Annotated in this window: 23 protein-coding genes; 13 read left to right on the forward strand and 10 right to left on the reverse strand. The window is 72.3% G+C overall.

Translation table 11 applies throughout. From position 1 onward, the window contains the following. Positions 1–24: 24 nt before the first annotated feature. The 3 genes from PS467_RS31235 to PS467_RS31245 form a co-directional block, all read right to left on the reverse strand. Positions 25–642 carry a hypothetical protein gene (locus PS467_RS31235; RefSeq protein ID WP_311038008.1) on the reverse strand — a complete coding sequence of 206 codons (618 nt, stop codon included), beginning with the start codon at positions 640–642 and terminating at the stop codon, positions 25–27. Positions 643–754: 112 nt separating this feature from the next. Further along, positions 755–1,909 carry a magnesium and cobalt transport protein CorA gene (locus tag PS467_RS31240; protein ID WP_311038009.1) on the reverse strand — a complete coding sequence of 385 codons (1,155 nt, stop codon included), beginning with the start codon at positions 1,907–1,909 and terminating at the stop codon, positions 755–757. A 366-nt stretch (positions 1,910–2,275) separates the two neighbouring features. After that, complete coding sequence (locus PS467_RS31245) at positions 2,276–3,100, reverse strand: helix-turn-helix transcriptional regulator (RefSeq protein ID WP_349256489.1); 825 nt, start codon at positions 3,098–3,100, stop codon at positions 2,276–2,278. A gap of 157 nt (positions 3,101–3,257) precedes the next feature. Here PS467_RS31245 and PS467_RS31250 point away from each other — a divergent pair, with 157 nt between their 5' ends. Beyond that, positions 3,258–4,955 (forward strand): AMP-binding protein, encoded by a 1,698-nt coding sequence (locus tag PS467_RS31250; RefSeq protein WP_311040010.1) that lies wholly within the window; start codon positions 3,258–3,260, stop codon positions 4,953–4,955. 85 nt (positions 4,956–5,040) lie between these two features. Then, positions 5,041–6,777 (forward strand): AMP-binding protein, encoded by a 1,737-nt coding sequence (locus PS467_RS31255; protein WP_311038011.1) that lies wholly within the window; start codon positions 5,041–5,043, stop codon positions 6,775–6,777. Between the two features lie 72 nt (positions 6,778–6,849). On the opposite strand, the gene PS467_RS31260 is transcribed toward PS467_RS31255, so the two are convergent. Together PS467_RS31260 and PS467_RS31265 are read right to left on the reverse strand one after the other, a co-directional pair. Next, positions 6,850–7,566, reverse strand: a complete 717-nt coding sequence (locus tag PS467_RS31260) for a neutral zinc metallopeptidase (RefSeq protein ID WP_311038012.1) — start codon at positions 7,564–7,566, stop codon at positions 6,850–6,852. 154 nt (positions 7,567–7,720) lie between these two features. Further along, positions 7,721–8,440, reverse strand: coding sequence for a hypothetical protein (locus PS467_RS31265; RefSeq protein ID WP_311038013.1), 720 nt, complete (start codon positions 8,438–8,440; stop codon positions 7,721–7,723). Between the two features lie 137 nt (positions 8,441–8,577). Here PS467_RS31265 and PS467_RS31270 point away from each other — a divergent pair, with 137 nt between their 5' ends. From PS467_RS31270 to PS467_RS31295, 6 genes are all read left to right on the forward strand, one after another. Beyond that, positions 8,578–8,829 carry a hypothetical protein gene (locus PS467_RS31270; protein ID WP_311038014.1) on the forward strand — a complete coding sequence of 84 codons (252 nt, stop codon included), beginning with the start codon at positions 8,578–8,580 and terminating at the stop codon, positions 8,827–8,829. Next, on the forward strand, positions 8,826–9,197 hold the full coding sequence (locus PS467_RS31275; RefSeq protein WP_311038015.1) for a helix-turn-helix domain-containing protein: 372 nt from the start codon (positions 8,826–8,828) through the stop codon (positions 9,195–9,197). Before PS467_RS31270 ends, PS467_RS31275 begins: the two co-directional genes overlap by 4 nt. 131 nt (positions 9,198–9,328) lie before the next feature. Further along, on the forward strand, positions 9,329–9,859 hold the full coding sequence (gene uraD, locus PS467_RS31280) for a 2-oxo-4-hydroxy-4-carboxy-5-ureidoimidazoline decarboxylase (protein WP_311038016.1): 531 nt from the start codon (positions 9,329–9,331) through the stop codon (positions 9,857–9,859). Beyond that, positions 9,859–10,197 (forward strand): hydroxyisourate hydrolase, encoded by a 339-nt coding sequence (gene uraH, locus PS467_RS31285; RefSeq protein WP_268975028.1) that lies wholly within the window; start codon positions 9,859–9,861, stop codon positions 10,195–10,197. The genes uraD and uraH overlap by 1 nt, the downstream gene beginning before the upstream one ends. Before the next feature lie 5 nt (positions 10,198–10,202). Further along, positions 10,203–11,084: a factor-independent urate hydroxylase gene (gene pucL, locus PS467_RS31290; RefSeq protein WP_311038017.1), complete on the forward strand. Its 882-nt coding sequence runs from the start codon at positions 10,203–10,205 to the stop codon at positions 11,082–11,084. A 22-nt stretch (positions 11,085–11,106) separates the two neighbouring features. Then, the gene (locus PS467_RS31295) at positions 11,107–12,477 is read left to right on the forward strand and encodes an 8-oxoguanine deaminase (protein ID WP_311038018.1); all 1,371 of its coding nucleotides are present in this window, start codon (positions 11,107–11,109) and stop codon (positions 12,475–12,477) included. A gap of 37 nt (positions 12,478–12,514) precedes the next feature. Here PS467_RS31295 and aceB read toward each other — a convergent pair whose 3' ends face one another. Next, entirely contained in the window at positions 12,515–14,134 is a 1,620-nt protein-coding gene (gene aceB, locus PS467_RS31300) for a malate synthase A (protein ID WP_311038019.1), read from the reverse strand. A 118-nt stretch (positions 14,135–14,252) separates the two neighbouring features. Continuing rightward, a complete protein-coding gene (locus tag PS467_RS31305; RefSeq protein ID WP_311038020.1) occupies positions 14,253–14,861 on the reverse strand; it encodes a nucleotidyltransferase family protein in 609 nt (202 codons plus the stop codon). A gap of 271 nt (positions 14,862–15,132) precedes the next feature. Between PS467_RS31305 and PS467_RS31310 the strand changes: the two genes are divergently transcribed. Continuing rightward, on the forward strand, positions 15,133–15,468 hold the full coding sequence (locus tag PS467_RS31310; RefSeq protein ID WP_268977166.1) for a DUF5955 family protein: 336 nt from the start codon (positions 15,133–15,135) through the stop codon (positions 15,466–15,468). A 1,183-nt stretch (positions 15,469–16,651) separates the two neighbouring features. On the opposite strand, the gene PS467_RS31315 is transcribed toward PS467_RS31310, so the two are convergent. Continuing rightward, positions 16,652–17,455, reverse strand: coding sequence for an IclR family transcriptional regulator (locus PS467_RS31315; protein WP_268975033.1), 804 nt, complete (start codon positions 17,453–17,455; stop codon positions 16,652–16,654). A 258-nt stretch (positions 17,456–17,713) separates the two neighbouring features. Here PS467_RS31315 and allB point away from each other — a divergent pair, with 258 nt between their 5' ends. Both allB and alc read left to right on the forward strand, forming a co-directional pair. Further along, complete coding sequence (gene allB, locus PS467_RS31320) at positions 17,714–19,066, forward strand: allantoinase AllB (protein WP_311038021.1); 1,353 nt, start codon at positions 17,714–17,716, stop codon at positions 19,064–19,066. After that, positions 19,063–20,241, forward strand: coding sequence for an allantoicase (gene alc / locus PS467_RS31325; RefSeq protein WP_311038022.1), 1,179 nt, complete (start codon positions 19,063–19,065; stop codon positions 20,239–20,241). The genes allB and alc overlap by 4 nt, the downstream gene beginning before the upstream one ends. A gap of 57 nt (positions 20,242–20,298) precedes the next feature. Here alc and PS467_RS31330 read toward each other — a convergent pair whose 3' ends face one another. Then, positions 20,299–20,862, reverse strand: coding sequence for a TetR/AcrR family transcriptional regulator (locus PS467_RS31330; protein WP_311038023.1), 564 nt, complete (start codon positions 20,860–20,862; stop codon positions 20,299–20,301). 84 nt (positions 20,863–20,946) lie between these two features. Here PS467_RS31330 and PS467_RS31335 point away from each other — a divergent pair, with 84 nt between their 5' ends. Then, positions 20,947–21,828 carry an NAD(P)H-binding protein gene (locus tag PS467_RS31335; protein WP_311038024.1) on the forward strand — a complete coding sequence of 294 codons (882 nt, stop codon included), beginning with the start codon at positions 20,947–20,949 and terminating at the stop codon, positions 21,826–21,828. 126 nt (positions 21,829–21,954) lie between these two features. Beyond that, a complete protein-coding gene (locus tag PS467_RS31340; RefSeq protein WP_311038025.1) occupies positions 21,955–22,782 on the forward strand; it encodes an AIM24 family protein in 828 nt (275 codons plus the stop codon). Positions 22,783–22,793: 11 nt separating this feature from the next. Here PS467_RS31340 and PS467_RS31345 read toward each other — a convergent pair whose 3' ends face one another. Then, positions 22,794–24,191 carry an amidohydrolase family protein gene (locus tag PS467_RS31345; RefSeq protein WP_311038026.1) on the reverse strand — a complete coding sequence of 466 codons (1,398 nt, stop codon included), beginning with the start codon at positions 24,189–24,191 and terminating at the stop codon, positions 22,794–22,796. Between the last annotated feature and the right edge of the window lie 41 nt (positions 24,192–24,232).

Genomic DNA, 24,232 nt, shown 5'->3' on the forward strand with positions numbered 1-24,232 from the left:
GCGGCTGAATCAGCGGTGCGTCGATTACTTCTCGACCGGCGGGCAGTAGCCGGTGTCCTCACCGATGGAGTTGATTTCGGCGTTGGGTCGGGTGTCGCCCGCGTAATTGATCTGGTCGGTGCACTTGACCCCGTCCTTCTTGGGGGTGCCCGACGGGGTGCTGGTGGAGGAGCCCTGGACGGGCGGGCAGTAGCCGGTGTCTTCGCCGATGGAGTTGATTTCGGCGTTGGGTCGGGTGTCGCCCGCGTAGTTGATCTGGTCGGTGCACTTCATCCCGTCCTTCTTGGGGGTGCCCGACGGGGTGCTGGTGGAGGAGCCCTGGACGGGCGGGCAGTAGCCGGTGTCTTCGCCGATGGAGTTGATTTCGGCGTTGGGTCGGGTGTCGCCCGCGTAGTTGATCTGGTCGGTGCACTTGACCCCGTCCTTCTTGGGGGTGCCCGACGGCGTGCTGGTGGTGGAGCCCTGGGCGGCCTTGGACGCGGGAGCGGCGGAGGTGCCCGCGGAGGCGGACGCGGAGGACGAGGCCGAGGACGAGGCGTCGGTCTCGCTGTCCTGGCAGGCGGTGAGCCCGAGCGCGGCGACCGCGATCAGCATGGCGGCGGCGGCCTTGCGGGTGTGGCGGATTGCGGTGCGGTGCGACATGGTCTTCCTCGTTCTCACGACGTGGTGTTCCGGCTTGGTGAGAACAAGTCTGTCGGCCACCGCTGTTGATCTGTCGCCGTACCGCTAACGTTCCACTAACGCCCCCGAGACTTCACAGCCACCCCCGCCGCTTGAAGATGACGTACAGGCTGACGCAGACCACCGCCATCAGCAGAATCGCGAACGGGTACCCCCACACCCAGCCCAGCTCGGGCATATGGGTGAAGTTCATGCCGTAGATGGTGCCGACGAGGGTCGGGGCGAAGAGGATGGCCGCCCACGCGGAGATCTTCTTGACCTCCTCGTTCTGCTCGAACCCCGCCTCGGCCAGCGCCCGCATCTCGGCGTTCTGCTGCTGGGTCACCAAGGTGGCGTTGACCGCGAGGATGTCGGTGAGGGCGGAGCGGAAGCCGTCCACGCGCTCGCTGGTGTGGGTGACGTGATCGGCGACGTCACGCAGATAGCGCTGTAGCTCCTCATCGGTGCCGTATTTGTCGAAACCCGCCATCAGCCCGTGCAACATCCCGACCAAGGGCCGGGTGGCGCGCTGGAACTCCACCATTTCGCGGGAGAGTTCATAGATGCGCCGGGACACCTCCGGATCGCCGCGGAACACCTCGGTCTCGATCTCGTCGATGTCGTTCTGCACCCCCGCCACCACCGGGGCATAGCCGTCCACGACCGCGTCGAGTATCGCGTAGAGCACGGCCTCGGGGCCCAGCGCCAGCAGCTCGGCCGTCGACTCCATCCGGGCGCGCACCGCGGACAGGTCCGGCGCGGCGCCGTGCCGGACGGTGATGACGAAATCGGGACCCACGAAGACGTGCAGCTCGCCGAAGTCGACCTCCTCGGGCGCGTCGAGATACCGGGCGGCGCGCAGCACCACGAAGAGCGTCTCGCCGTAGCGCTCCAGCTTGGGCCGCTGATGGGCCTCCATCGCGTCCTCGATGGCCAGCTTGTGCAGATCGAACTCCTCGGCCAGCGAGAGCAGCTCCGCCTCGGTCGGCCGGTACAGCCCGATCCAGGCCATGGCGCCCGGCTCCTCGCGCAGCCGCCGATACGTGGCGGCCAGGGAACCGGGGGTGCCGACCCGGCGGCCGCCGCGGTACACGGCGGCGTCCACCACACTGCGCTCGTCGGCCGGGGTTCCGTCGACGGGGGCGGGCTCCTCGCGCGGGGGCGCCGGGGCGGGGCCCGCGGCGTTGGCCCCGGGGCGCAGCCGGAGGTACCGCTTCGCCGGACGCGGAGTGCGACGGCGCTCGGACATGGCGGGTCCTTTACGGGTTGCGGGCGCGCGAGCACTGACCTCTGTGCAGGATATCGCCCTATATGACCGTGGTGCGGTCCGGGGTCGCTTGACCAGGTGGTTGCGTCAGATCAAGCGTTTTTCGGAGGGGGTACCGGAGGGACGCCCCGGCTCCCCGCAGTCCGGCCGGAGCCCGGCCACCGAAGACGGAAGCCGCCACCGGCGCCGCGACCACGGGCCCGGCGCCCGGCGGCGGCGCCGGGCGCCCACTCCCTGCGCCGCTGCTCAAAGGCGCCGAAGGCGCGAAACGAAACCCGCGCCCGCCCAACCCGAGAAGCCCGACAAACCCGAGCCCCCCGGCCCCGACCAGCCCGCCCGAGCAGCCGCCTACGGCAAAAGCCCCGCACGCCGCGCCTCCACCACGGCGTGCAAACGCGTATGGGCCCCCAACTTCCGCATCGACGACCGCAAATAGCTCTTCACTGTCTCCGGCCGCAACCCCAACCGCTCCGCCGCCGCCGAGTTCGTCGCCCCCGACGCCACACACGCCAGCACGTCCACCTCGCGCGGCGACAGGTTCACCCCGCTCAGGCGTTCGCGCTCTCGCCGGCGCGCCCGCTCCCGGCCGTGTCCCGACGAGGCCCTGGCCAGCCGGCCGCAGGCGCTGAGGATCTCCTCCCGCAGCTGGGGGTCGGAGACCCGGTGCGCCAGGGCCCGCAGATCGACATGCGCCTCGCGCACCTCCTCCCACACCGCCGGATCGGTCTCCTCCACCGAGGGCGGCTGCTGCCGCGCCACCGTCAGCAGCCGCTGTGCCTCCTCCTGCCCCGCCAGCGCCTGCTCCAGTTCGCGCGCCGCCGCCACGGCGGCGCTCAGCGCGCGGTCGCCGAGCATCAGCGGCTGGCGCAGGGCGCCGTACAGCACGCCGCGCACCCGCCCGCGCACCACCACCGGCACCGCGAGCATCGAGCGCAGCCCCTCGGCGCCCACCGCCGCGTCGTACTCATGGCTGATCGCCCGTGAGGCGGGGTAGTCCGCCACCGAGATCGGCCGGGACATGGTGAGGACCTTGCCGCCGAGGCCGTTGCCGGGTATGACGGCGAGCCCCCGCAAGGAGTTGGTCGTGGTGCCGGTGAGCTCCGAGATCCGGAACTGCCGTGAGCCCGAGAAGAGCCCGCCGAACGCGACGGGCAGCCCACCGCGCCGGCGCATACGCTGCAGCGTGCTCCGTACGTCGACCGCCCCGTCCGATCCCGTCACGGCCACCTCCTGCTTCCAGCGCCACCCCCGTCCGGGGGTAGTGAGACTCAGATCACCCGTCGCACGATGCTAGCGAGCGGTACGGCATTCAGGAGGACAAGTGACAGCAATGGATCCGGCTCACGACTTCCGCGAGGCACGGGACTTCCTGCTCGAGCACGGGGAGGACTACGCGGCGGCGTACGAGGGGTTCGGCTGGCCACGCCCGGACCGCTTCAACTGGGCCCTGGACTGGTTCGACGGGATCGCCGGACGCGGCGGCGACCGTACCGCCCTGCACATCGTCGAAGAGGACGAAAGCGAGATCCGGCTGAGCTTCGAGGAGTTGCGCCGACGCTCCAACCGGGCCGCGAACTGGCTGCGCGACCGGGGTGTACGGGCCGGTGACCGCGTCGTGGTCATGCTCGGCAACCAGGTCGAGCTGTGGGAGACCGCGCTGGCCGCGATGAAGCTGCGCGCGGTCGTCATCCCCGCCACCCCGCTGCTCGGCCCGCTCGACCTCGCCGACCGCATCGAGCGCGGCCGGGCGGCGCATGTGATCGTGCGGACCGGGGACACCGGCAAGTTCGCGGACGTGGCGGGCGACTACACCCGGATCGCGGTCGGCGGCGCGCCCGAGGGCTGGCTCGCCTACGAGGACGCGGGCACGGCCGGTATCAGGGCGGACCGCGAGGAGGACGACGAGCCCTTCGTCCCCGACGGGCCGACCCTCGCCACCGACCCGCTGATGCTGTACTTCACCTCCGGCACCACCGCCCGCCCCAAGCTCGTGGAGCACACCCACATCTCGTACCCCATCGGGCATCTGGCGACGATGTACTGGATCGGGGTCAGGCCGGGCGATGTGCACCTCAACATCTCCTCACCCGGATGGGCCAAGCACGCCTGGTCCAATCTCTTCGCCCCCTGGAACGCCGAGGCCACCGTCTTCGTCCACAACTACACCCGCTTCAACGCCGCCCGCCTGATGGCCGTGATGGACCGCTGCGGCGTCACCACCTTCTGCGCCCCGCCCACCGTCTGGCGCATGCTCATCCAGGCCGATCTCACCCAGCTGCGCACCCCGCCCCGGGAGGCCGTCGCGGCGGGCGAACCGCTCAACCCCGAGGTCATCGAGCATGTGCGGCGGGCCTGGGGGGTGACCATCCGGGATGGCTTCGGCCAGACCGAGACCGCCGTTCAGGTGGCCAACACCCCCGGTCAGCCGCTCAAGACCGGTTCGATGGGCCGGCCGACCCCCGGATACCGGGTCGTCCTGCTCGACCCGGTCACCGGCCGGCCCGGCGAGGAGGGCGAGATCTGTCTCGAGCTCACCGGCCCGGACGGCCGCCCGGTCGGCCTCATGACCGGCTACGCGGGCGACGCGGAGCGCACCGCCGAGGCCACCGCCGGCGGTTACTACCGCACCGGTGACATCGGCGCACGCGACGCCGACGGCTACATCACCTACATCGGGCGCGCCGACGACGTCTTCAAGGCGTCCGACTACAAGATCTCGCCGTTCGAGCTGGAGAGCGCGCTGCTGGAGCACGAGGCGGTCGCCGAGGCCGCCGTCGTCCCGGCCCCCGATCCGCTGCGGCTCGCCGTGCCGAAGGCGTACATCGTGCTGGCGGAGGGCTGGGAGCCCGGCCCGGAGACCGCGAAGGCGCTGTTCGCGCACTCCCGGGCGGTGCTCGCGCCGTACAAGCGGATCCGCCGTTTGGAGTTCGCCGACCTCCCCAAGACGGTTTCCGGCAAGATTCGCCGGATCGAGCTGCGTGAACGCACGGCACAAGGCGGCGGTATCGAGTTTCATGAGGAGATCTGATGACTGACGCTCATCTGATGACCGACCCTCACGAACGTGAACCCGTACGCGAAGGCGTACGGGCACATGGACCCAAGGAGATCCCATGACCGACCTGACATCAGATCCACCCAGCCCAGCCGGACTCTCCTACGCCAGCGGAGCCAGTGACCTCCCGCTGCTCGGCGACACCATCGGGGCGAGCCTGGCCCGCGCCGTCGAGCTGTACGGCGAGCGCGACGCGCTCGTCGACCTGCCCTCCGGCCGCCGCTGGACCTACGCCGAGTTCGGCCGGGCGGTCGAGGAGGTCGCGCTCGGGCTGATGGCCAAGGGAGTCGGAAAGGGCGACCGGGTCGGCATCTGGGCCGTCAACTGCCCCGAATGGGTGCTGACGCAGTACGCCACCGCCCGCATCGGCGCCATCATGGTCAATATCAACCCCGCCTACCGCGTCCACGAGCTGCGGTTCGTGCTCCGGCAGGCCGGCATCTCGGTCCTGGTCTCCTCCACCGAGCACAAGACCAGCGACTACCGCCGGATGGTCGAGCAGGTGCGCTCGGCCTGCCCCGCCCTGCGCGATGTCATCTACATCGGCGACCGGACCTGGGACGGGCTGGTGCGCGCCGGCGCCGATGTCTCCCCCGCCCGGCTGGCCGAGCGCGAGGCCCGGATCGTCTGCGACGACCCGGTCAACATCCAGTACACCTCCGGCACCACGGGCTTCCCCAAGGGCGCCACCCTCTCCCACCACAACATCCTCAACAACGGCTTCTTCGTGGGGGAGACGGTCCGCTACACCGAGCAGGACCGGATCTGCGTACCGGTGCCCTTCTACCACTGCTTCGGCATGGTGATGGGCAACCTCGCGGCCACCAGCCACGGCGCCTGCGTGGTCATCCCCGCCGCCTCCTTCGACCCGGCCGCGACCCTGGCCGCCGTCGAACGGGAGCGCTGCACCTCGCTGTACGGCGTCCCCACCATGTTCATCGCCGAGCTGGCCCTGCCGGACTTCGCCACCTTCGACCTCAGCTCGCTGCGCACCGGGATCATGGCCGGATCGCCCTGCCCGGTGGAGGTGATGCGGCGGGTGGTCACCGAGATGCACATGGCGGAGGTGTCCATCTGCTACGGCATGACCGAGACCTCACCGGTGTCCGTCCAGACCCGGCCCGAGGACGACCTGACCCACCGCACCGGGACGGTCGGCCGGGTGATGCCGCATGTCGAGGTCAAGGTCGTCGACCCGGCCACCGGGCTGACCGTGCCCCGGGGCACCCGCGGTGAGCTGTGCACCCGTGGCTACTCGGTGATGCTCGGCTACTGGCAGGAGCCCGAGCGGACCGCCGAGGCGATCGACTCGGCGCGCTGGATGCACACCGGCGACCTCGCGGTGATGGACGCGGACGGATACGTCCGGATCGTCGGCCGGATCAAGGACATGATCGTCCGCGGTGGGGAGAACGTCTATCCGCGGGAGATCGAGGAGTTCCTGCACACCCACCCCAAGATCGCGGACGTGCAGGTCGTCGGCGTACCGGATGAGAAGTACGGCGAGGAGATCCTGGCCTGCGTCATCCTGCGCGAGGGCGCCAGGACCCTCACCCGCGACGAGCTCGCCCGCTTCTGCCGGGGCCGCCTCGCCCACTACAAGGTGCCCCGCTATCTGCGTCTCATGGACGCCTTCCCGATGACGGTCAGCGGCAAGGTCCGCAAGGTCGAGCTGCGCGAGGCGGCCGCCCGGGAGCTGCTGTCCGAGACCCGGTCCGAGGCCCGGTCCGAGGCCGACCCGGCCAGAGCCGAGGCAACCGCCGCACGCGCCGAACCCCAGGCCGCGCGCGGCTGACTCAGCTGATCCAGCTGATGCGATGAGGGCCCCTCGACCCAGCAGGGGCCCACACCCCCGCCGAGCCGCCCGTCACCGGACGACGCCGGGCAGGCAGGACGTCACTCCGGAGCGCGCGCCGCGGCTGAAGGAGGAGAGACGCTGGGCGGCGTCGCCATGGTCGGAGACGTCGGTCCACGGGGTCCGGTCGGCGAGCGCGGTCAGGGCGTCCGCCAGCTCCTCGGTGTCACCCTCCTCGAAGGTGAGGGTTCCGTCCCGGGCGGCTCCGAAGAGGACCGCCCCGGCCAGACAGTCGGCCTGCAGCTCACGGGCCAGCTCCACCAGGCCCGCGTCCAGGCGGCTTTGGACGGCGTGGCCCCACTCATGGGCGATCACCAGATAGACCCAGGCGTCGCCCCGTGCGTGTCCCCAGCGCATCAGGTCCCTGTCCCAGGCCAGGTAGTCGCCGTCGGAGCAGTAGACGGCGTTGTCGTCGGGGAGGGGCTCACCGCCGCACACCGGGGTGTCGGCGTACGCCCCGTCGTACGGCCCCAGGACCCGGGGCGGTCGGTAGCCGCCGGTGAACAGCTCGGACCAGTGGGTCCGCCAGTAGGTGTCGGTGATGGCGACCGCCGCGTCGATGTCCCGCTCCACCTCCGTCCGGCCGTCGGTCCCGCCGGTGCCCGTGGGCCGGCCGGGCGTATCCGGTGCGGTGCCGGGCGCGGGCGCCGACTCGACCGGGGAGCTGTCCAGCGGGCGCGGGGACGGATCGGCACCTCCCCCGCACCCGGCCACCAGGAGCAGGGCCAAGGCGGCGACGATCGGAGCCCATGACCTCGGGCACCACGGAACAGCCATCGTTCGGCCTCCGGCCGGTCGGGAGTCGAGAGTCGAGAGGAGGGAACGGGTGAACGGGGGACGGTGGTCCCTCAACGGAACCGTTCCCCCGTCAGGGGACGGGGGATCAGCTGTTCGGCGGCCCCAGCCGGATCAGCGTGTCCGCCGGGTCGTTGACGGGCTGCGGGGTGCCGGTCAGATCCATGATGAAAAGCGGCAGATGGAGCGCGTCGGCGCGGGCCCGCGCCTCCCGCGCGTAGCCCGCCAGCGAGAAGAAGACGCTCACGGCCGACTTCTGGAGCCCGTTCAGCCACAGGCATTCGATGTCCCGCAGCCCGGTGGGGCGGGTGGTCGGATCGACCTGGGCGACGACGCCCGTCCCGTAGAGGTCCACCCCGGACCCGGCCCGGTCCTCCGACGGGCGCAGGCCGTGGAAGCCGAGCCAGGTCAGATACTGCGCGGCGGCGGCGACCGCGTCCCGCGCCGTACGGATCGTCACCGGCTGGAAGGCCGGGCGCGGCACGACCGGGCCGCCGCGCCCCGCCGCCGCACCCGGGCCGGCGGGGCGCGGCTCGGCCGGGGGCGGCGCGGCGGCGACCGGGACGCGGACCACCGCGCCGCAGCCGCAGCCGAGCTCCGGCTGCGGCCAGTGGCCCCGGCGGCCGCAGGCGGGGCAGTCCACCGCCACCCAGAGGTTCTCCCAGGTGCGGTGGCCGATCTCCTCCGGGGCGCCGTCGCGGAGGACCGGCAGGGTGACCGGCGCGCCGCACGGACAGGGGAAGGTGGGCGGCGTGAACGACTGCTCGCGACGGCACGCGGGACAACGCACCGGCACGTTGTCTGTCATCGGGGCGCTCCGTGGACGGGGGCGGACGCGGTATCCCTCCATGCTCCCGGAAGCGGGCGGCGGCGGGGAGGTACTTGGGCGTTCTGTCCCCCGTAGTGGGGGCGCCGTGTTACGGCCTGACGCAGTAGGTTGGCGGCGTGAGACTGAGGGTTGAGTTCACCACCGAACCGTTCGACCTCGACGAGGTGCCGCCGCACGCCGTGGCGGCCCGCGAGACCGTCCAGGCCGCCCCGCTGGACGCCGTCGACGTCGGCCCGTTCGGCAACACCGCCGAGGGCGGGGCCGACGCGGTGCTCCAGGCCGTCGACCAGCTCCTCCGTACCGCCCTCGCGGCCGGTGCCACCCGGATATCGCTCCAGGTCAGCGTGGTGGGGGAGGGGGAGACATGAGCGGACCGGCCGATCACCCCTTCGCCGCCGCGGTGAAACCGCTCGTGGACGCCATGGGCGGCGAGATGATCGCCCCGGACCGGGCGCGGGGCGACGATGTGGTGCTCTCCTGGGAGGGCCGGCCGGTGGTCGCCGTCAGGCTGCCCCATCTCTCCGACTCGCTCGACCGCATCCTCGCCGACCTCCAGCGCCGCCACGGCGTGCCGCTCTCGGCCCTCGACCGCAAGGCCAAGCAGTCCGTCGTCCGCCACCTCGAACAGCGTGGCGCCTTCTCCGTGCGCCACGGCGTGGAGACGGTCGCCGGAGCCCTCGGCGTGAGCCGCTTCACCGTCTACAACTACCTCAACCGCGAGAAGAGCGGGGACTGAGCCTCCCCGCCAAGAGTGTCCCGGCACGCGTGTCCCCGCCACCTGTCCCGGCACGCGTCGGCCGCCTCCGTAACGCGGATTTTTCAACAAACTGTTGACGCTCGATACGAGGGCCTCCTAGCTTGCGGAGGGTGACTACCAGTGCTCCGCCGGGCCTGGCCCGGTTCAATGCGGTGGACGGGCGCGACGCGGCCCGGATGCTGCGCGAGGTGTGCGCGAGCCGGGCCTGGGCCGCGGCGGTGGCGGACGGACGGCCGTACGCCACCCTCGGCGAACTGCTCGACGCCGCCGACGCGGCCATGGCCGGGCTGACCGCCGCCGATCTGGCCGAGGCGACGGCCGCGCACCCGCCCATCGGACGGCCGGCGCCGGGCGACGCCGCCTCGGCGCGGGAGCAGAGCGGGGTGCGGGACGAGGAGCGGGCACAGCTGCTGGAGCTGAACCGCGCCTACCAGGAGCGCCACGGCCATGTCTTCCTGATCTGCGCCACCGGCCGCACCGGCGCGGAGATGCTGGCCGCGCTGCGGACACGGATCGGCCATGACGCCGAGACCGAGCGCGAGACCGTGCGCACCGAACTGGGAAAGATCAACCGCATCCGGCTGACCCGGTGGGCGGAGACCCCCCAGGCCCCGCGGGCCCCGGCGAAAGGAGAGCGGTGATGCCGACCGGCGCCACGTCCGTGTCCACCCACATCCTGGACACCAGCATCGGCCGCCCCGCCGTGGGCGTGGTCGTCGAGCTGGCCGTCCGCTCGGGGCCCGGTACCGAGTGGACGCCGCACGCCGACTCCCTCACCGACGCCGACGGGCGCTGCCAGGACCTGCCCGCGCTCCCCGAGGGCACCACCCACGCACGGCTGCGCTTCGAGACCGGGCCGTATCTGACCCACGCCTTCTTCCCGGAGGTCGCGGTCGCCTTCGCCGTCGAGCCGGGTGAGCACTACCACGTACCGCTGCTGCTCACCCCGTTCGGCTACTCCGTCTACCGAGGGAGCTAGCACCGATGCCCACGCTCGGCCCGAACCGTTACGGCAAAGCCGAAACCCGTGTCGTCCGGGTGGTGCGCGACGGCGCCGTGCACCACCTCAAGGACCTCAACGTCTCGGTGGCGCTCGCCGGGGAGATGGACGCGGTCCACCTCTGCGGCGACAACGCCAACGTCCTGCCGACCGACACCGTCAAGAACACCGTGTACGCCTTCGCCAAGGAGCACGGCATCGACGCGGCCGAGGAGTTCGGCATCCGGCTGGCCCGGCACTTCGTCACCGGGCAGGAGTCCATCCACCGCGCCCGGGTGCGGATCGAGGAGTACGCCTGGGAGCGGATCGGGACGGCCGGGAGCGCCCGGCACTCCTTCGCCCGCCGCGGCCAGGAGGTCCGCACCGCCCGGATCGCCTACGACGGCGAGCGCTGGGAGGTGGTCTCCGGACTCACCGGGCTCACCGTGCTGAACACCACGGACTCCGAGTTCCGGGGCTATGTCAAGGACCGTTACACCACGCTCGAGGAGACGTCCGACCGCGTCCTCGCCACCGATGTGCACGCCCGCTGGCGCTACGGCTGGAGCGATGACACCCGGCCGGTGCCGGACTGGCAGCGCGCCCACGCCGAGGCGCGCGGCCATCTGCTGAGCGCGTTCGCCGAGACGTACTCCCGCTCGCTCCAGCAGACGCTGTACCAGATGGGCGCGCGGGTCATCGAGCGCCGGCCCGAGATCGACGAGATACGGCTCTCGCTGCCCAACAAGCACCACGTCCTGGTCGATCTGGAACCCTTCGGCCTCACCAACGACAACGAGGTCTACGTCGCCGCCGACCGGCCGTACGGCCTCATCGAGGCCACCGTGCTCCGGGACGGCGCCGAGCCCCTGATCCCCACCGACTGACCCGACGGAAGGGCCACGCGCCGTGAACCGCATCGTCATCGAGAACTGTGCCGTCGCGACCGTGGACGCGAAGGACACCGAGTACGCCAGCGGCCATGTCGTCGTCGCGGGCGACCGCGTCGAATCGGTGGGCGAGGGGCGCGCGCCCCAGGGGCTTGAGGGCGTCGTCCGCCGCATCGACGGCACCGGGCATCTGGTCACCCCGGGCCTGGTCAACACCCATCACCACTTCTACCAGTGGCTCACCCGCGGTCTGGCCCAGGACAGCAACCTCTTCGACTGGCTGGTCGCGCTCTACCCCGCCTGGGCGCGGATCGACGAGCCGATGGTCCACGCGGCGGCGCGCGGCTCGCTCGCGATGATGGTGCGCGGCGGGGTCACCACCGCCATGGACCACCACTACGTCTTTCCGCGCGGCGGCGGCGATCTGCTGGGCGCCGAGATCCGCGCGGCGCGCGAACTTCGGGTGCGCTTCACCGCCGCCCGCGGCTCCATGGACCTGGGCACCTCCGCCGGCGGGCTGCCGCCGGACTTCGCCGTGGAGTCCACCGAGGAGGCGCTGGCCGCCACCGAGGAGGCCATCGACACCCACCACGACCCGGGCTTCGGCGCGATGCTCCAGATCGCGGTCGCGCCCTGCTCGCCCTTCTCGGTCTCCACCGAACTGCTCCGCGAGGCCGCGGCGCTGGCCCGCCGCAAGGGCGTCCGGCTGCACACCCACGGCTCGGAGACGGTGGAGGAGGAGAAGTTCTGCCAGGAGCGGTTCGGGATGGGGCCGACCGACTACTTCGCGTCGACCGGCTGGCTGGGCGAGGACGTGTGGATGGCCCACTGCGTCCATATGAGCGACACCGACATCCAGGCGTTCGCCCGGACCGGCACCGGCGTGGCCCACTGCCCCTCGTCCAACGCCCGGCTCGGCGCCGGGATCGCCCGCGTCCCCGATCTGCTCGCCGCGGGCGTACCGGTGGGCCTCGGCGTGGACGGCACCGCCTCCAACGAATCCGGTGAGCTGCACACCGAACTGCGCAACGCGCTGCTGGTCAACCGGCTCGGCGCGCACCGCGAGAAGGCGCTGACCGCCCGCCAGGCGCTGCGTCTCGGCACCCACGGCGGTGCGCGGGTGCTCGGCCGCCAGGACCAGATCGGCTCGCTGGAGCCGGGCAAACTGGCCGATCTGGTGCTGTGGAAGCTGGACGGGCTGGGCCACTCCTCGATCGCCGACCCGGTCGCGGCCCTCGTCCTCGGCGCCCCGGCCCCGGTGACGCTGTCGCTGGTGGGCGGGGTTCCGGTGGTGGAGTCGGGCCGGCTGCGCACCGTGGACGAGGACGAGATCGCCCGCGAGGCGCGCGCCCAGGCGCGACGCCTCGCCCGTATCGCGGCGGACGGCTGAACGTCGCCGCGATACGGACGGTGTCGTCCGGCGCCGCTCAGTCCAGCAGCTCGTACGCGGGCAGGGTCAGGAACTCGGCGTAGTCCTCGTCCAGCGCGACCCGCAGCAGCAGATCGTGCGCCTGGCTCCACCGGCCCGCGCCGAAGGCGTCCTCGCCGATCTCCTCGCGGATCGCCGCCAGCTCCTCGGCGGCGACCTTGACGACGAGATCGGCGGTGGCCCGCTCGCCGTTCTCGAAGGTGACCCCGGTGTTGACCCACTGCCAGATCTGGGAGCGGGAGATCTCGGCGGTGGCCGCGTCCTCCATCAGGTTGAAGATCGCGACGGCGCCGAGGCCGCGCAGCCACGCCTCGATGTAGCGGATGCCGACCTGTACCGCGTTGCGCAGGCCGTGCTGGGTGGGCTTGGCGTCGAGCGACGCGATGTCGATCAGCTCGGCGGCCGTGACCCGGACGTCCTCGCGCAGCCGGTCCTTCTGGTGCGGCCGGTCGCCGAGGACCGCGTCGAAGGAGGCGCGGGCGACCGGGACCAGATCGGGGTGGGCGACCCAGGAGCCGTCGAAACCGTCCTGCGCCTCCCGGTCCTTGTCGGCCCTGACCTTGTCGAACGCGACGGCGTTGACCTCGGGGTCGCGGCGCGAGGGGATGAAGGCCGCCATGCCGCCGATCGCGTGCGCGCCGCGCCGGTGGCAGGTGCGCACCAGCAGTTCGGTGTAGGCGCGCATGAACGGGGCGGTCATCGTGACCGCGTTGCGGTCGGGCAGGACGAAACCGGGGCCGGCGTCGCGGAAGTTCTTGACGATGGAGAAGAGGTAGTCCCAGCGGCCCGCGTTGAGCCCGGAGGCGTGGTCGCGGAGCTCGTAGAGGATCTCGTCCATTTCGTACGCCGCCGTGATCGTCTCGATGAGAACGGTGGCGCGGATCGTCCCTTGCGGAATCCCGAGGTAGTCCTGTGCGAAGACGAAGACGTCGTTCCAGAGGCGGGCCTCCAGATGCGACTCGGTCTTGGGGAGGTAGAAGTACGGCCCCTTGCCCAGGGTGAGCAGACGGCGGGCGTTGTGGAAGAAGTACAGCCCGAAGTCGACGAGGGCACCGGGGACGGCGCGGCCGTCGGCGGCCCGCAGATGGCGCTCGTCGAGGTGCCAGCCGCGCGGCCGGGTGACGACGGTGGCCAGTTCCTCGGCGGGCCGCAGTGCGTAGCTCTTGCCCTCGGGGGAGGTGAAGTCGATCCGGCGCTCATAGGCGTCGATCAGATTGAGCTGACCGCCGATCACATTCGCCCAGGTGGGGGCGGAGGCGTCCTCGAAATCGGCGAGCCAGACCTTGGCGCCCGAGTTGAGGGCGTTGATGGTCATCTTGCGGTCGGTGGGGCCGGTGATCTCCACCCGGCGGTCCTCGAGCGCGGGCGGGGCCGGGGCGACGCGCCAGTCGGGGTCGTCGCGGATGTGGGCGGTCTCCGGCAGGAAGTCCAGGCTGCTGGTGCGGGCGATCTTGGCGCGGCGTTCCGCGCGGCGCGCCAGCAGCTCGTCGCGGCGGGGGGTGAAGCGGTGGTGGAGCTCGGCCAGGAAGGTCAGGGCCGCGTCGGTCAGCACCTCCCCCTGACGCTCCAGCGGCTCGGCGTCGACGACGGCCACCGGGGACGGCGCTGCTGCGGACATGGGCTGTCACTCCTTAGACGAGGCACGGCGGAACACACGCGATGCTTCTGTGTCGCGGATACTAATTTTCTTATGGTGGAAGATCAATGATGCGGGGAACGTCTCGTCCCGTGTCCCCTCACTCCAGCAGCGCCAAGTCCTCGGGGGTGTCGATGTCATCCGTACGGGCGATGTCCGAGCAGTCGACGAGCGTGATCGCGGACTGATGGGCCCGCAGATAGGCGCGTGCCCCCCGGTCGCCCACCGCACTCGCCGTGATGTCGGCCCACCGGTCCGCGCCGAACAGCACCGGATGCCCCCGCTCCCCGCCGTACGCGGCGGCCGCCAGGGTCGACGGCGAGCGGTACGCGGCCACCACCCGCGCCACGGCCTCGGCCCCGATACCCGGCTGGTCCACCAGCGTGACCAGCGCCGCCCGCGCCCCCGTACCGGCCAGCGAGCCGAGCCCGGCCCGCAGCGAGGACCCCATGCCCTGCTCCCAGTCGGGGTTGTCGACCAGGACGCACCCGGACAGCCGGGCCCGCGCCCGTACGGTCCCGGCCGCGGCGCCCAGCACGATGTGCACCGGGGCGCAGCCGCCCTCCCGCAGCGCGTGCGCCGCGTGCTCCACCAGCGGCCGTCCCCGATGCGTCAGCAGGGCCTTGGGCCGCCCGCCCAGCCGCCGCCCGCCGCCGGCCGCCAACACGATCCCGGCGACCAGCGCGTTGTCCTCCGATGTGCGTTCCATGGGCCCTGCTTACCGCACAGCGGGGCGGCGCGGGGGCTTCATCCCAGCCGGTCTGATTTTCGCTCTCCGTATAGCGCGTCGCGCGCTGAGTGGCGTTAACTGATCCGCGGCCCCTTGTGCCCGGATGACGTGAACCACTATGAAGCCGGGCGAGGCGGCCGTGGGGAGAGGGGGCAGGCTCGTGCGAGAGTGCGCGAGGGGGAGCAGGACAGTGTTGTCCGAGTCGTCCGACGAGGGCGCGAGGCTCTGGGGCGAACCCGGCGCCTTGCCAATGGAGGGTGCCGCAGTCGTGGAAGCCGGGCGAGTGGCGGGCGCCGATGACGATCCGAGGGCGGCGGAGCTGCGCCGTGCCGTGGCCCGGCTGAGGCGTGACCTGGCCGCCCACCCCGCCGAATTACCGGACCGGGCGATCGCGGACGACGAACTGGCGGCGCTGGACGCCATGGCCCGCACCGGCGCCCCGGAGCTGCACCGCCTCCGCCGCTCACTGCTCCTCATCGCGGGCGCCCTGGGCTCGGTCAGCGCCCTGGGCCCCGCCCTGACGGGCGTTCACGCGGCGATCGACCAGTTCGGCAGCGTCCCGCGAACAGGCCTGGGGAGGGACTGAACGCACCGGTGAGCCTAGGCGCCTTCGGCGCCTCACGGCGGCGGGCCGGCTGGGGCCTGGCCACCAGGCCCCAGCGGTCGGCCGTCGGCCGCTGGGCGTCTGCCGTCGGGCGCTGGGCGGCGGCCGCCGGGCGTTGGTCGTCGGGCGTTTGCCGTCGGCCGCCGGGCGTCCGCACGCCGGGCGGCGGCCGCCAGCCGTCTGCCGCCGTGCGTTGGTCGTCGTGCGCCGTCCGCCGGGCGTCCGCCGTCGGCCGTTCGCCGTCTGCGGCCAGGTGTCCGCTTCCGGGCGTTCACCACCGGGTGCCGCCAGCCGTTCGCCGCCAGCCGCTTCCGTGTGTCCGCCGTCCGCCGTCCGCCGTCCGCCGTTCGGCGCCCGGTGTCCCGGTGTCCCGGCGTCCGCCGGGTGGCGGGACGTTGGGGTGTCAGTACGACTTGATGGCGGCGGGATGGGCGCGTGCGGCGTGATGACGGCGGGTGCGTGCGTCGAGTGCGACGTCCAGGTCGACCGGCAGCGCCGCCAGGCGGTCTGACGCCTCACTCGACCGCGCGTTGGCCGTGTCTCGTGCTCGTCGTGGCTCGCGTTCGTCGTGGCTTGTGCTCGCCGTGCCTCGCGTTGTCTGTCCTCGTGCTCGCTGTGCCCCGCGTTGGCCGTGGCTTGTGCTCGGTGTGCCCCGCGCTTCGCCGCGCGTTCGTCGTGGCTCGCGTTGGCCGTGGCTCGCGTTGGCTGTGGATCGTGCCCGCCGTGTCTCGCGTTCGGCGTACCCCGCGCCCACTGTGCCCGCGTCCGCCCCCGTCGCATCCGCCCCGTGCTCGCCGCCCCGTGCTTGCCGCGCCGTGCTTGCCGCGCCGTGCTTGCCGCGCCGTGCTTGCCGCGCCGTGCTTGCCGCGCCGTGCTTGCCGCGCCGCGCTCGCTGCGCCCGCGCTCGCCGCCCCCGCGCTCGCTGCGCCCGCGCCCGTCGGCCCCGCGCTCGTCGCGTCCGCGCTCGTCGCGTTCGCGTCCGCGCTCGCCGCGAGGGCCGCACCCGGCCGAGCTGAGCGGCGGCGTGGCCGAGCGGCGGGGCTGGCTGAGCGGGGGAGTCGGCCGAGCGGGGGAGTCGGCCGCGTGGCGGAGCCGACCTGCGGCGGAGCTGGCCGCGTAGCGGAGTCGGCCGCGTGGCGGTGCGGTCAAGTGGTCCCCTCCGCCGTCAGGCGGATCCTGTGCTGGCCAGCGCCTTCGACAACTCGGACGCGACCTCCTTGAGGATCGGCACGATCTCCTCCGTGGCCTCGTCCGTCACCCGGCCCGCCGGGCCCGAGATGGAGATGGCCGCCGGGGCGGGGGAGTCGGGCACCGGGACCGCGAGGCAGCGCACGCCCATCTCCTGCTCGTTGTCGTCCACCGCGTAGCCCACTTCGCGGACCTGCCGCAGGGCGTCGAGGAACTCGTCCGGCGAGGTGATCGTCTTCTTGGTCGCCGCGGGCATGCCGGTACGGGACAGGAGGGCGCGCACCTCCTCGGGGGGCGTGCCCGCCAGCAGTGCCTTGCCGACGCCCGTGGTGTGGGGCAGCACCCGCCGCCCGACCTCGGTGAACATCCGCATCGAGTGGCGCGAGGGCACCTGCGCGACGTACACCACCTCATCGCCGTCCAGCAGCGCCATGTTGGCGGTCTCGCCGGTCTCCTCCACCAGCCGCGCCAGATACGGCCGCGCCCAGGTGCCCAGCAGCCGGGAGGAGCTCTCGCCGAGCCGGATCAGCCGGGGGCCGAGGGCATAGCGGCGGTTGGGCTGCTGGCGTACGTAGCCGCAGGCCACCAGCGTGCGCATCAGCCGGTGAATGGTGGGCAGGGGCAGCCCGCTGCTGGTGGACAGCTCGCTCAGTCCGACCTCGCCCCCGGCGTCGGCCATCCGTTCCAGCAGATCGAAGGCGCGCTCCAGGGACTGGACGCCACCGGATCCGCCACCGGACCCGGCGGTGGTGGCGGCGGTCTTGGACTCGGCGGACGGCACGGCGGTGTTCCTTTCCCAGCGGTCGGCACCGGCCGCACACGGTGACGATCCGCTGCCGACCGGCCACGGGCAGCCTACCGGTCCCCGGCGACCCCCACAGCGGGCTTGCGCTCGCGGTCCGCGCCGGTCACGGCCGGGGGGGCGGTCTTGACCGGGCCCGGCCGCCGCGTGAATCATGCATCCCATTCAACGGAATGTTGATTCCGGTTCGCGGAAGCGGAATCAACAAGGGCGGGGGTGAGAAGGATGTCGGTGCCGGTGTCCGACGCACGGCCGGTGGAACTCGTGCTGCGCTCGGCCAAGGTGGTCACCCCGGACGGCATACGCGCGGCCTCGGTGTCCGTCGCCGACGGCCGCATCGTGGCCGTCGGGCCGTACGAGTCCCCGGTCCCGGACGGCGCACGGGTCGAGGATCTCGGCGACGACGTCCTCCTCCCCGGCCTCGTCGACACCCACGTCCATGTCAACGACCCCGGCCGCACCGCATGGGAGGGGTTCGCCTCCGCGACCCGCGCCGCCGCGGCCGGCGGCGTCACCACCCTCGTCGACATGCCGCTCAACAGCATCCCGCCGACCACCACCGTCCGGGCCCTGGAGGTCAAACGGGCCGTCGCCCGGCGCTCGGCCCATGTCGACATCGGCTTCTGGGGCGGGGCCGTGCCCGGCAACGTCGCGGACCTGGCGCCGCTGCACGACGCGGGCGTCCTCGGCTTCAAGGCGTTTCTGCTCCCCTCCGGCGTGGACGAGTTCCCGCAGCTCGCCCCCGACCAGCTGGAGGCCGCCCTGCGCGAGATCGCGGGCTTCGGCGGACTGCTCATCGTGCACGCCGAGGACCCCCGCCTCATCGACGGCGCCCCGCCGCCGGCCGGCCCGCGCTACGCCGACTTCCTCGCCTCACGCCCGCGCGCCGCCGAGAACGAGGCCATCGCGGGCCTCATCGAGCTCGCCCGCCGGCTCGACGCCCGCGTCCACGTCCTGCACCTGTCGTCCGCCGACGCGCTGCCGCTGATCGCCGACGCGCGGCGCGAGGGCGTCCGCGTCACCGTGGAGACCTGTCCGCACTTCCTGACCCTCACCGCGGAGGAAGTCCCCGACGGGGCCACGGAGTTCAAATGCTGTCCGCCCATCCGGGAGGCCGCCAACCAGGACGTGCTGTGGGCGGGCCTGGCGGCCGGGGAGATCGACTGCGTGGTCTCCGACCACTCGCCCTGTACGGCCGACCTCAAAGTGGACGACTTCGGCCGGGCCTGGGGCGGCATCTCCTCGCTCCAGCTCGGACTCCCCGCCGTCTGGACGGCGGCCCGGCGGCGCGGCCACACCCTCCAGGACGTGGCCCGCTGGATGTCCACCGGCCCCGCCGCGCTCGTCGGTCTCGACCGTAAGGGCGCCATCGAGGCCGGCCGCGACGCCGATTTCGCGGTCCTCGCCCCGGACGAGACCTTCACCGTCGACCCCGCCGCCCTCCACCACCGCAACCGGGTCACCGCCTACGCGGGCAGGACGCTGTACGGCGTCGTCCGGTCCACCTGGCTGCGCGGCCGGAAGATCGCCGAGCACGGCCTGCCGACCGAACCCACCGGCCGACTCCTGGAAAGGCAGCCCCGTCGATGACCGCGTACCCGTCCGCGCCGATCCCCCGCTTCACCGGCGACGCCGCCCCGTACGGCGGGGGCGATCCGTACGCCGACTACCGGACCGCCGACTTCCCCTTCACCCACCTCGTGGACCTGGCCGACCGGCGGCTCGGCGGCAGCGTGCTCGCGGCCAACGACGAGTTCTTCGCCGAGCGCGAGAACCTGCTGAAGCCCGAAGCACCGCGGTTCGACCCCGACTCCTTCGGCCACAAGGGCAAGGTCATGGACGGCTGGGAGACCCGGCGGCGGCGCGGGGCCACGGCCGACAGCCCGCATCCGGCCGAGGACGACCACGACTGGGCCCTGATCCGCCTCGGCGCGCCCGGGGTCGTCCACGGCATCGTCGTCGACACCGCCCACTTCCGCGGCAACCACCCGCGAGCGGTGAGCGTCGAGGCGACGGCGGTGGACGGCACCCCGTCCCCCGGGGAACTCCTCGCCGCCGACACCGCCTGGACCGAACTCGTCCCCCGCACGCCGATCGGCGGCCACGCGGCCAACGGCTTCGCCGTCCCGGTCCGGCGCCGCTTCACCCACCTGCGCCTCAAGCAGTACCCCGACGGCGGCATCGCCCGCCTCCGCGTCCACGGCGAGGTCGCCCCCGACCCGGCCTGGCTCACCGCCCTCGGCACCTTCGACCTGGTGGCCCTGGAGAACGGCGGCACCGCCGAGGACGCCTCCGACCGCTTCTACTCCCCGCCCGCCAACTCCATCCAGCCGGGCCGCTCCCAGCGGATGGACGAGGGCTGGGAGACCCGCCGCCGCCGCGACACCGGCCACGACTGGGTCCGCTACCGCCTCGCCGCCCAGGCGACCCTCCGCGCCGTGGAGATCGACACCGGCTGCTACAAGGGCAACGCGCCGGGGTGGGCGGCGCTGTACGGCCTCGACGCGACGTCCGGCGCGGACCCGGCCGACCCCACGGCACCCGGCTGGACCGAACTCCTGCCCCGCACCCGCCTCCAGCCCGACACGGTCCACCGCCTCCCGCTCACCGCGGCCCCGCCGGTCACCCACGTCCGCATCGACATCCACCCGGACGGGGGCATCGCCCGGCTGCGGCTGCACGGGACACCGACCGAGGACGGCGCGCGGTGGCTCGCCGCACGCCATGCGGAGCTGACCGACCAGCTCCCGCCCCGGCGGACGTAACCGACCAACTCGGCCATCCGCTCGCCGGGCCGGCCGACCGCACGCTTGCCCTTCGTTTCAGCGGTCGGTGGCGCGGACGCCCTCAAGCTGGAGGGTCAGGTGCCGGCGCCAGTCTTCGCCGCCCGTCATGTTCGCCATCGCCCCGCGGGTGATGAGGACGAAGTCGGAGGCCTGGAAGTCGGTTCGTAGGTGGCCGGCGTCGATGGCGCGCCGCACGACGCGTTCGACGATCGCCGCGAACGCGGTCTTCTCGGCGTCGATCTCGCCCCAGCTCGGCTCCTGCGGGCCGAGCAAGGCGAAGCGGAACGCCGCGTCGGGCTGCGCGGATTCCAGGTATCCGTACAGCAGCGTCTCGAAGGCCGTCCACGGGTCCTCGATCCGCTCGGCGCTTCGGGCCAGGCTGGTCATCGCTTCGAACCGGCGGCCGATGATCGCGGCCCGCAGGGCCTGCTTGTCCGCGAAGTGCCGATACAGGGTGCCGACGCCCAGACCGGCGCGCTCGGCGATCTCGTCCATCTGCACGCTCTCGCCCCGCCGGGCGAACAGTTCGCTGGCCGCGTCGAGGATGGCCTCGCGGTTGCGCCGAGCGTCGGCACGCAGCGAGGGGCCCCGGGTGGTCATGGCTCCTGATGGTAGTTGACGGCGTGGAGGGCCCGCATTAGCGTCCGGAACCGGAGTTCAGGTTCATCTTATGGAGGAGTTCTCGTGATCGTCGTCACCACACCGACCGGACAAATCGGCAGTCAACTCGTGCGACGGCTGCTCGACGGGGGCAAGGCGGTCCGGGTCGTCACCCGTGATGCCTCGCGCCTTGACCAGACCGTGCGCGACCAGGTCGAGATCGTCGAGGGCCGCCACGACGATCCGACCGTGCTCGACAAGGCGCTGCCCGGAGCCGACGCCCTGTTCTGGCTGGTCCCCCCGAACCCCGCCGCGCCGAGCACGATGGAGCATTACCTGTCCTTCGCCCGCACCGGCGCCGCGGCCGTGGCCCGCCACGACGTCGGCCACCTCGTGGCCGTGAGCAGTGCCGGTCACGGATGGACGAGCCCGGCCGGCGTGCTGTCCGCGGCCTTCGCCATGGACGCGCACCTGGCCACGTCCGGTGCGGCCTACCGGTCGCTGGCCCTGCCCTTCTACATGGAGAACCTGCTCGGCCAGCTCGACGCGATCCGCCGGCACAACGCGTTCTCCCTGACCTGCGCCGGCGACCAGCCACTGGCCACGATCGCGACACGCGACATCGCCGAGGCCGCCGCCGGCCTGCTGACCGACCTGTCCTGGGCCGGGCAGGCCGACCTGCCCCTGTTCGGGCCCGACCGCCTCACGCCCGAGGGCATGGCCGAGGTGATCAGCGAAGAACTCGACATGCCCGTCGCCTACCGCCGCATCACCGTGGACGAGTACGCCTCGGCGCTGCGTTCCCGCGGACTCGGCGACCGGATGGTGCGGGACCTCGTCGAGACGTTCGCCGCCCAGGACGGCGGTATCTACGACGCGGACTGGGCCACCGCGACGATCGCGGCCACCGGCTTCCGGACCTGGTGCCGGCAGGTGCTCAAGCCTGCCGCGCACGCCACGTCGTAGGCCCACGCCTCCAGCCGGCCGCGACGGAACCTGGTGGTCCGGGTCGGACGTTGACCCGGATGTCCGGTTGTGACGGCACCTGACACCACCGGACACCACCTGACGCGACCCTCGAGGAGAACTGCTGTGACCCTGCGGCAAGAGATCGTCGGCAACGCCATGCAGATGGCGGTCTGCACCCTTCAGCCGGGGCAGACCGTCTACTGCGAGGCCGGGAAGTTCCTGTTCAAGACGGCCAACGTGACGATGGAGACCCGGCTGTCCGGACCGAGCGCGGGCGGCGGTCAGCCCGGGGGCAACGGCGGCAGCGGCGGGGGCGGCGGCATGGGCGGGATGCTGCGCCAGGCCATGGGCACCGCCATGCAGGTGGGGCAGCGGGCGCTGGCCGGGGAGTCGCTGGCGTTCCAGTACTTCACCGCCGCCGGCGGCGAGGGCACCGTCGGCTTCGCGGGGGTGCTGCCCGGCGAGATGCGGGCGCTGGAGCTGGACGGGACGCGGGCCTGGTTCGCGGAGAAGGACGCCTTCGTGGCGGCCGAGTCCACCGTGGAGTTCGGGATCGCGTTCCAGGGCGGGAAGACCGGGCGCAGCGGCGGTGAGGGGTTCATCCTGGAGAAGTTCACCGGGCGCGGCACCGTGATCATCTGTGGTGCGGGCAACTTCATCGACCTGAATCCGGCCGATTTCGGCGGCCGGATCGAGGTCGACACCGGCTGCATCGTGGCCTTCGAGGAAGGCATCCGGTACGGCGTGGAGCGGATCGGCGGGCTCAACCGCCAGGGGCTGATGAACGCGGTCTTCGGCGGCGAGGGGCTGTCGCTGGCCACCCTGGAAGGCAATGGACGGGTGATCCTCCAGTCGCTCACCATCGAGGGCCTGGCGAACGCCCTGAAGAAGGCGCAGGGCGGCGACAAGCAGGGGCCGACGGGCGGGCTGTTCTCCACCCACGCGGGGTGACGGCGGCCGGCTCAGACCGGGAGCGGCAGACCGGCGGCGTGGAAGAGCCGGTCACGGGAGGCCGCGGCCTCGTCGAAGACGGCGTCGCCTCCCTTCAGCACACCATTCTCCTTGCGGACCTCACCGGCCACCACGACGAGGTCGACATTGCCGGCGTGGCCGCCCGCGACGATCGTGGCCCCGATGTCCGTGGCGGGCAGCATGTTGGCGTGATCGAGGCGGATCATGATCAGGTCGGCTTCCTTGCCCGGGGTCAGGCTGCCGGTGCGGTCGTCGATCCCCGCGGCCCGTGCGCCCTCGATGGTCGCGAAGGACAGCAGGTCGGCGGCGTCGAACGTGGGCAGGCCGGGAACACGGTCCATGGGCCCGGCCGCACCGGCGAGGACCAGCTGCTGGTAGGCGAGCGTCGCCCGCATGACGCCGAACATGTCACCGCTCACGATCGTCTCGGTGTCCACGCTGAGGCTCGGGCGGACACCGGCGGCCAGCAGCCGGTTGGTGGCCGGCTGACCCAGGCCCGGCATGAAGACCTCCAGGGCGCCGGCCACGGACGCGGTGGCGCCGCGTGCGGCCAGCATTCTCAGCTCCTCGTCGGTCGATGTGCACAGATGGATGAACGTCATGTCCGAGGCGAGCAGCCCGGCCTCCTCCAGCTGCCGTACGGCCTGCTGCTCCGCCCCCCACTCGCCGAGGCCCACGTGCATGCTGATGCGCAGGCCCAGCTCACGGGCGAGCCGGATGTCATGCTCGGACACATCGGGGGTGGACAGCTCCGGGCCGCGGAGCATGGCGTTGAGGGTCACCCGCGCCGAGTCGTCGGAGAGCACCTCGTTGCGGATGCGCCGAATGTCGTCGGGGTGGGTGCGGTCACTGCCGAACTGCCACTGCTCGGCCTCCGTGGACGGCCAGCCGTGGTCGAAGACGGCGCGGATGCCCGACTCCCAGTGCGCGGCGATCGCCGCGTCCGAGTGCTCGGGGCTGTTGCTGATGTGCGACTCGTCCCGCACGGTGGTCACCCCGGAGTCGAGGGACATCAGGTCCGCCGCCAGGTTGCCGACGTGTACGTCCCGGGGCTCGAAGTACTGTCCGAGGCCGATTTGCACCTGGCTGCGGTACTCCTGGTAGGTCCAGGCGGGGCCGAGGTTGCGCAGCGCTCCCTGCCAGTTGTGGCGGTGGGTATCGATGAAACCGGGCAGCACGGCGTTCCCCGTGCCGTTGATGACCCTGGCCCGGTCGTCGGAGAGGTCCCGGCCGATCTCGAGGATCCTGCCGTCGGCGACGAGGACGTCGCCCACGAAGTTGCCGAGCTTGTCGTCCTGAGTCATCAGGTACGCGCCCTTGATCAGGATGCGTTCCTTGTTCTGCGGGTTCTGCGGGTTCTGCGGGTTCTGCGGCTGGTTCTGGGACACCTGTGGTTCCTTTCGTGCCGGGGGCGGCTCTGTGTTGCCCG

The sequence above is a fragment of the Streptomyces luomodiensis genome (genome assembly GCF_031679605.1).
GTDB lineage: Bacteria > Actinomycetota > Actinomycetes > Streptomycetales > Streptomycetaceae > Streptomyces > Streptomyces luomodiensis.